Below are 7,176 nucleotides of genomic sequence, written 5' to 3'. Positions count from 1 at the left end.
GGAAAGCCTTAACCACCTCCTCCGGTGTGACCTGCTGGCCATTCAATGCCAGGCCCTTCAGGCAACATTGTTCCTTAAAGCGCGCTATACCCAGTTTGCCTTCCGGACTATCCGGGAAGCTCTTAACCACCGCATCCGCTGTGACCCGCTGGCCAGCCAACACCAGGCCTCTCAGGCAACATTCCGCCTGGAAGCGTGCTATTGCTAATTTGCACTTATTATTTCGATCTGGCTCCCGGTTGAATTCTTGAATGACCTGATCCGGGGTAACTTTTCTATGGTCATGAAAAATGTCCTGTAAGCAGAGCTTTTGCAGGAAGAAGCCGCTTCTAAGAGATGTTCCATCATTTCTATATGCTTTAAGCACATCAGTCGAGGTGGTTTTACGTTCTTGTAACTGTTTATTTTTCCAAAAGGCGTCTTCAAGATGTTTGCCCTCATCCGGGATGGAGGCTTTATCTCTATGACACTGATGGTTTGAGACTTTTTTGCCGTTAAATGTACTTCTGGGGCGGTTATGATTTCCACTTGAACCGGCTTGTCGGTTAACCCAGCGAGCAGGCTTTGGGGGGGAGTAGGATGATGCGGTTGCTTTCAGAATAAAACCCTGCAGACTTGGACTTCAAATATCACCGTTTGACCTCAAAATGATTATTAGGTTCACTCCACTGTGGTGTGTCATGGGAAGGGGCAAACATGCCCCTCTATTGCGGGCCGACCAATGTTAATGTTTGGGATTGCTCTCCAGCGGTCGGTGTACACCTTTTTTCTTTCAATCGGTAACTATCGCCCCTGGTGTTCAAGGTGGTAGCTTGCTGCACCGTATTCAGGGTGTACCATCATCGCAAGCAGTGTTTTGATAAATTCCTTCCTCTTGATCTCGTAACTTTTAACATGCCGGGTTGTCGATAGCCAGCCGTTAACTCTGTGCTCAAAATCATGACGGCAAACATGGCCAGTCAATTTCATTTGCAAACTCTCGGTAAGTACATTAAGGCGTCGATGTTCTTCTTCAAGCTGTTTGGTTTGGTAGCCAGGTTTTCCGGGGTTTCCTTCAGAGTGCAGAGCAATAAACTGCCTGGCTTTATTCAGGGTAAGTAGAGAGCGTATTAGCAAGCCATAAATACGCTCCCCGGTGTTTTGGGGGTTGTTAAAAAGAATGGTTCGAGGTAATTTAAATACCGCCCCTTTTTGCAATTGTTCTGTCAGCGGGTCAAGGTTATCAGCGAGATATTCCAGCGTATCATTCAGTAATCTGGTTTCTCCAGCGAACGACAAACACCATACCGGCTTCTCAACGCCAGGAACCTGAACAGCCAATTGTGCTGCCTCTTCATGGATTACTCTGTTGTCAACACTGACCTGAAGCTCCATTGTTCTGGTACCCAAATCATCGTCTTTAAGATGAATATTGTAGCCATTTGGTAGTTTAATCGCCTGACATCCCGGGATTGGGCAGATGATGATGCTTTTGGGGATGTCTGAATCCCTGTCGGAGTCAAGCGCCCGCAGCTTTTCAAAGAGTATTCTGGCCGATTTTTCTGTCGTACAGATAATGTCAATATCATTAAATTCTGAGCAGAGGTTCTGTAAAAAACGGGCGTAAGAACCGGTAATCAGAATGGGGGGATCGGGATAAGAACCATTGATTTCCTGAATAATCTCCAGTGTTTTCAGCGTTAGCGCAGTTAACTGCGGAACCGGTTTGTCCGGGAAACCCGGTACGCCTGTTTTTGACCATTGCTTCAGGGGCGGAGCCGCAATGGCAGGAATGGCCTGAGTGGCGCACCTATTCTCTGTTTTTTCTATGTTGTTCCAGTATTCCCTGGCCTGATAAGGAAGTGGGCCTTTCTTGCCAGGATTGGCAGCGGATACCTCTACCGATGTTCCGTGGGCAACGGTATTTTTCCCCTGAAACAGTAACCCATCCATTATATTGTCTTGGGGACTGTATTGCTGAAACCAGCAGCTTAAAGCATGGCGCAGCTTGCTTCCTTCAGGAAAACTATGAAGGAGCTTCAGCACCTGATTCTTATGGATTTCTCGTCCATCAATAGGCTGTTTTGTGATATAGCAGTGTGCCAGGAAGAAGAAATGCAGGCGTGAATTCCGGAATGAGCGCCTCAGTGTTTTGATGGATTGCAATACCTGTTCTGCTGACACTCCCTGATGATCAATGGTCAATTCATTCTGCATAGCCATGAATTTCAGTACACATTGCAGTTGATGTTGCTCATCTTTGACCGATGTGCTGTTCAGGATTTGCCAGGCCTTTTGAATGATATTCTGAGCTTCGTTAATTTCATCGTACCGATGAGATTGTTTAAGCCTTTGAATAAGAAACCTGGTTTGCCTTAAAGAGTGATCCCCGGAAACTTGATTAAACGCTTCTAATACTTTCTGGTTATCCAGATAGTTGCCATTCAACTCTTTTGCCTGCAATGCCAGCTTAGAAAAAAACACAGCTCTTTCAAGCAACCAACCACCGCGCTCAAAATCCTTAACCACCGAATCCGGTGTGACCTGCTGGCCATTCAACAGCAGCCCCTTCAGGCAACATTGTTCCTTAAAGCGTACTAGCGCCAGTGTTGCCCTGGCGGCCTGATAATCCTTAACCACTGCATCCGGTGTGAGTTGCTGGCCATTCAACGCCAGGCCGCGCAAACAACATTCCGCTTTGAAGTGTGCTATCCCCAGTTTGCCTGCCGGACTATCCGGAAAATCCTTAACCACTGCATCTGGCGTGACCTTCAGGCCATTCAACGCCAGGTCCCTCAGGCAACATTCCGCTGTGAAGCGTGCTATTCCCAGTTTGCCTACCGGACTATCCGGAAAATCCTTAATCACCGCATCCGCTGTGATCTGCTGGCCGTTCAACAGCAGGCCCCTCAGGCAACATTCTGCTTTGAAGCGCGCCAGTTCCAGTGTTGCGTTGGCTGCCAGGTAATCATTGACCACTTCATCCGGTGTAATCTGCTGGCCATTCAACACCAGGCCCTTCAGGCAACATTCCGCTTTAAAGCGACCCAGCTCCAATTTTGCACCGATCGCCCGATAATCCTTAACCACCGAATCCGGTGTGACCTGCTGGCCATTCAACGGCCAGCCCCTCAGGCAACATTCCCCTTTCAAGCGCGCTCTCCCCAGTTTGCCTACCGGACAATCCGGGAAATTCTTAACCACCGCATCTGGTGAGACCTTCTGGCCTCTCAACGGCAAGCCCCTCAGGCAGCATTCCGATTGGAAGTGTGCCAGTTCCATTGTTGCCCTGGCTGCCTGATAATCCTTAACCACCTCATCTGGTGTGACCTGCTGGCCATTCAGCGGCTGGCCCCTCAGGCAATATTTCTCTTTAAAGCGCGCCAGCTCCAGTGTTGCCCTGGCTGCCTGATAACTCTTAACCACCGCATCCGGTGTGACCTGCTGGCCATCCAGCAGCAGGTCCCTCCGGCAACATTCCTCTTTAAAGCGCGCCAGCTCAAGTGTTGCCCTGGCTGTCTGATAACCCTTAACCACCTCATCCGGTGTGACCTGTTGGCCTTTCAATGGCAGACCCCTCAGGCAGCATTCCGCTTTGAACCGCACTATTGCTAATTGGCATTTATTATTTTGAACTGGCGCCCGGTTGAATTCTTGAATAACCTGATCCGGGGTAACTTTTCTATCGTTATGCAGAATATTCTGTAAGCAAAGTTTTTGCAGGAAGAAGCCGCCTCTAAGCGACGTTCTGTCATTTCTATAAGTTGCAAGCACACTAGCCGAGGTGATTTGACGTCCTTGTAATGGTTTTTTTTCCCAAAAGGCATCCTCAATACGTTTGCCATCATACAGGTTAGTGGTTGTGCCTCTATAAGACTGATAGTTTGAGACTCTTTTACCGTTAAATGTACTTCTGGAGCGGCCATGCATCCCGCTTGAACCGGATTGTTGGTCAACCCGGCGGGCAGGCTGTGGGCGGGAGTAGGTTGATGCGGTTGCTTTCAGAATAAAATCCTGCACACTTGGATTATAAATATCGTTGTTTGACCTCAAAATGATTATTAGGTTCCATTTATGGTGTATCAGACGGAGGAGCAAACATGCCACTCTATATGATATGCGGTACGCGGTACGCGGTATGCGGTATTGCGGGCCGACCAGAGTCAGTGTGCGGAATTGCTCTCCTGCGTCCAAAGTAAACCTGCTTTCTTTTAACTGTTAAATGATTATACTGTATAAATAAACAGTTAATGAGTTTGAGTGGCATGAAGCCGATCCAGATCCTCCCACGACCTTTGCCAGAGACATTGCCCTTTTACCAGAGCCCTGCTGCCTGTGGCTTCACCAGCCCGGCGGCTGACTACCTGCAAGATACGCTCTCCCTGGATCAGCTGTTAATCCGTCACCCGGCAGCTACCTTTTTTGCCCGGGCCCAGGGGCGATCCATGGAAGGCGCCGGTATCTTTGATGGTGACATTCTTATTATTGATCGTTCCCTCACTCCGGGAGACGGTGATGTGATACTCACCTTGCTGGACGGTGAGCTGATTGTAAAACGCCTGGTCTATTGCCATAGCAAGCCAGAACTGCACTCGGAAAACCCCGACTACCCTCCGGTTACACTGGACTCTGAAGAAGGGCTCAATGTGTGGGGCGTGGTCACTGAAGTTATTCACCACTTGCGATGAAGGACGTTATTGCCCTCTGCGACGCCAACGCTTTTTACTGTTCCTGCGAGCAGGTCTTTAATCCATCCCTGCTTGGTAAAGCCCTGGGAGTACTCAGCAATAATGATGGCTGTATCGTTGCCAGAACACCGCAACTCAAAGCCCTGGGCGTTGCCATGGGGACACCGGCGTTCAAGGTCAGGGATCAGGTAGGCCGTGGTGAGATCATACTGAAAAGCTCCAACTATGCGCTGTATGGCGATATGTCCTCTCGCTTTATGTCGGTGCTGGAACAGTTCAGTCCAAAGCTGGAAGTGTATTCGATCGATGAAGCCTTTGTTGAGCTCTCCGGTTTCCCGCTGGAAAGCGTGCATGCCATAGGGTTGGATATGAAACAGCGGGTATTCCAGTGGACGGGGCTGCCCATTGGCGTGGGCATCTCAACCACCAAAACACTCGCCAAGCTTGCTAACTATGCGGCCAAGAAATTTCCGGCAACTGGTGGTGTTGTGGATTTAACCAGCCCGTTACGTCAGCAGCGGTTAATGGCAATCACCCCGGTTGGTGAGGTATGGGGAGTAGGCCGACGCATAGGAAAACGGCTGGAGGCGGCAGGTATTGATACAGCTGCACAACTGGCAAACGCCAATCGCCGATGGATCAGGAAACAGTTTTCTGTGGTGTTGGAGCGGACTGTCTGTGAACTTCAGGGGGAGTACTGCATTCCCTGGGAAGCGGGGGGCTCAGCCAATAAGCATCAGATCATGTGTTCCCGGAGCTTTGGCCAGCGGGTCACCACCAGGCAGGCACTTCACGCCGCACTGGCCAGCTTTATCTGTCGCGCCTGCGAGAAACTCAGAAAACAACAGCAGTATTCCCGTGAAGCCATCATCTTTATCAGGACCGATCCCTTTAAGGCCAATCTCCCGCAAGCCGGACGGAGTCTGAAGCTGATGGTACCATCGCCCACCAGTGATAGCTCGGTTTGGCTACAACAGTTAAATCCGGCTTTGGACGTGCTGTTTCAGGAAGGTTACGAGTATAAAAAGGCTGGCTTTGCCCTGATGGATCTTTTTTCTGGTACAGGATTTCAGGGAGACTTACTGACATCAGCATCAATCCCGGAAAATACCCGGATGATGACAGTACTGGATGCCATTAACCAGCGCTTTGGGAGCCAGACACTCCGGCCAGCGTCAGTAGGCTTTCGGGCGCAGCAATGGCATATGAACCAGCAGGTACTGAGTCCTTCTTATACGACTCAATGGCCGGAGATCATGACGGTTCAGACGTGAGGATCGTAAAGGCGAGTGCGGGGCATCATCCTTTGTCCATACTTCTGAGTCAGATTAGTAACTTTTGCCCGTTGATAGGCTCGCAGTTCAGAGGACAAATCTCTGTGTTATTGGCTTGCCTGATAGTCAGGCATTGAGTTCACTTTGATGGATTAATGCATCAAGCCCGGCCATAAACTGAGACGGGCTCAGGTCCCGGGTGCTGAAAATATCCAGCCTTAATTGGGAATGGCGAAATTTAAACCGAAAATCCAGGATGAAGCGTGGGTCGTGGGCATAAAGCTTTTCCCTCACTTTGATCAGTTTCCTTAGTTTATCCCGAAGATCATGCCTGTGTTCATAAAAGTGTTCTTCGACGATTGGCTGGATAAGAAGACTCCACAGCTCAGCCTGTTTATCTCTTGGGCAGGCGCCAATATTCCAGCAATTAGACGTCAGATCTATAATGTTTTCGATCTCAGCATTATCCCGGTGTTTACTGAGCAATGGCTCAACCCAATCGGCAATAATCCTGGAGAGTCCCGGGCCATCAAATGAGGGCTTCTGACCAGAGGAGAGAAACGCCAGTCGGGAAAATATACGTTTAAAACGGTTAATCATGGTATGCAAAGTACACTCACCGAAATAAATGGCACCGAAATAAATGGTATTCAGTCCTTGTCGATTTGGAGACAATGTCCTGCAAAGGATTACTCAGGGAAGCAGCCATGCTGATAAATGTAGTCGGTGGTTACTGTAATAGCATCACTTTCACTCTCCAGCCAGAATTGGTGATAAAGACTCTTGAATGATGTGCTTGCTTAATAATTATTTCAAGAATGAATTAATCACTATAATGGGAGTGTCACATTTCGAGCTATCATTGAATCTCTGGCTGAAATGAATAGAACCTTACCAGATGATGATTCAGGCAACTTCTCAGAAGATGATTCACTCGTAGAGGGTGCCTTAACAGATGATGATTCAGAAGGAGGCTTATCAGATGGCGATTTTCCAATAGAGGAAACCGCATCAGATAGTGATTCATCTTCGAACAACTGACTTATGGTCAGGGGCGCAGCCGCCTTCCCTTTGATCAGGGCTTGCCGAACCCGAAAGTCGAAGCGCCGGTTGACTAATACCAATCGAACTTTCTAACTCCCTATTGCGCTGAAGATTTGGGCCTTAATCCTACGTTGCTCTAGGAGCCTGTCGGACTTAAGCGTCCGTAGCGAGGATTGCGAGAAATTGAGGAT

Annotated in this window: 6 protein-coding genes; 3 read left to right on the top strand and 3 right to left on the bottom strand. The window is 49.0% G+C overall.

What is annotated here, in order from left to right; translation table 11 throughout:
* Both KDK15_RS05610 and KDK15_RS05605 read right to left on the bottom strand, forming a co-directional pair.
* Positions 1 to 367: hypothetical protein (locus KDK15_RS05610; protein ID WP_257294383.1), on the bottom strand; the 367-nt coding region annotated here is incomplete at its 3' end.
* Positions 368 to 783: 416 nt separating this feature from the next.
* Entirely contained in the window at positions 784 to 4,032 is a 3,249-nt protein-coding gene (locus KDK15_RS05605; RefSeq protein WP_257294382.1) for a hypothetical protein, read from the bottom strand.
* Positions 4,033 to 4,244: 212 nt separating this feature from the next.
* On the opposite strand from KDK15_RS05605, the gene umuD reads away from it, so the two are divergent.
* Both umuD and KDK15_RS05595 read left to right on the top strand, forming a co-directional pair.
* The gene (gene umuD / locus KDK15_RS05600) at positions 4,245 to 4,667 is read left to right on the top strand and encodes a translesion error-prone DNA polymerase V autoproteolytic subunit (RefSeq protein ID WP_257294381.1); all 423 of its coding nucleotides are present in this window, start codon (positions 4,245 to 4,247) and stop codon (positions 4,665 to 4,667) included.
* The gene (locus tag KDK15_RS05595) at positions 4,664 to 5,941 is read left to right on the top strand and encodes a Y-family DNA polymerase (RefSeq protein WP_257294380.1); all 1,278 of its coding nucleotides are present in this window, start codon (positions 4,664 to 4,666) and stop codon (positions 5,939 to 5,941) included. Before umuD ends, KDK15_RS05595 begins: the two co-directional genes overlap by 4 nt.
* A gap of 126 nt (positions 5,942 to 6,067) precedes the next feature.
* Here the strand turns inward: KDK15_RS05595 and KDK15_RS05590 are convergent, their stop codons facing one another.
* A complete protein-coding gene (locus KDK15_RS05590; protein WP_257294379.1) occupies positions 6,068 to 6,550 on the bottom strand; it encodes a hypothetical protein in 483 nt (160 codons plus the stop codon).
* A gap of 270 nt (positions 6,551 to 6,820) precedes the next feature.
* Here KDK15_RS05590 and KDK15_RS05585 point away from each other — a divergent pair, with 270 nt between their 5' ends.
* Positions 6,821 to 6,982, top strand: coding sequence for a hypothetical protein (locus KDK15_RS05585; protein ID WP_257294378.1), 162 nt, complete (start codon positions 6,821 to 6,823; stop codon positions 6,980 to 6,982).
* The last annotated feature ends 194 nt before the right edge of the window (positions 6,983 to 7,176 follow it).

The organism is Endozoicomonas sp. YOMI1 (assembly GCF_024606345.1).
Classification (GTDB): Bacteria; Pseudomonadota; Gammaproteobacteria; order Pseudomonadales; family Endozoicomonadaceae; genus Endozoicomonas.
The sequence above is the reverse complement of the archived record's forward strand: the minus strand, read 5'-3'. Positions and strand labels throughout refer to the sequence as shown.

Bases quoted from the DNA above. Each gene is read 5' to 3' on its own strand.
- KDK15_RS05595 (WP_257294380.1), top strand. From the start codon at position 4,664: ATGAAGGACGTTATTGCCCTCTGCGACGCCAACGCTTTTTACTGTTCC.
- umuD (WP_257294381.1), top strand. From the start codon at position 4,245: ATGAAGCCGATCCAGATCCTCCCACGACCTTTGCCAGAGACATTGCCC.
- KDK15_RS05585 (WP_257294378.1), top strand. From the start codon at position 6,821: ATGAATAGAACCTTACCAGATGATGATTCAGGCAACTTCTCAGAAGAT.